Genomic DNA, 283 nt, shown 5'->3' on the forward strand with positions numbered 1-283 from the left:
AGAAGTCGTTACGCCATTCGTGCAGGTCGGAACTTACCCGACAAGGAATTTCGCTACCTTAGGATGGTTATAGTTACCACCGCCGTTTACTGGCGCTTAAGTTCTCAGCTTCGCCTGGACGAATCCAAGCTAACCGGTCCCGTTAACGTTCCAGCACCGGGCAGGCGTCAGTCCGTATACATCGCCTTACGGCTTCGCACGGACCTGTGTTTTTAGTAAACAGTCGCTTCTCGCTGGTCTCTGCGGCCACCCCCAGCTCTGACAGCAAGTGCCGTCACCAGGA

The 283-nt window shown here is 55.1% G+C and carries 1 rRNA gene; it reads right to left on the bottom strand.

Going from position 1 to position 283, the window contains the following annotated elements:
- Positions 1–283, bottom strand: a 23S ribosomal RNA gene (locus PUR56_RS00020); the annotation flags it as partial.

Source organism: Streptomyces sp. BE303 (assembly GCF_036290945.1).
Classification (GTDB): Bacteria; Actinomycetota; Actinomycetes; order Streptomycetales; family Streptomycetaceae; genus Kitasatospora.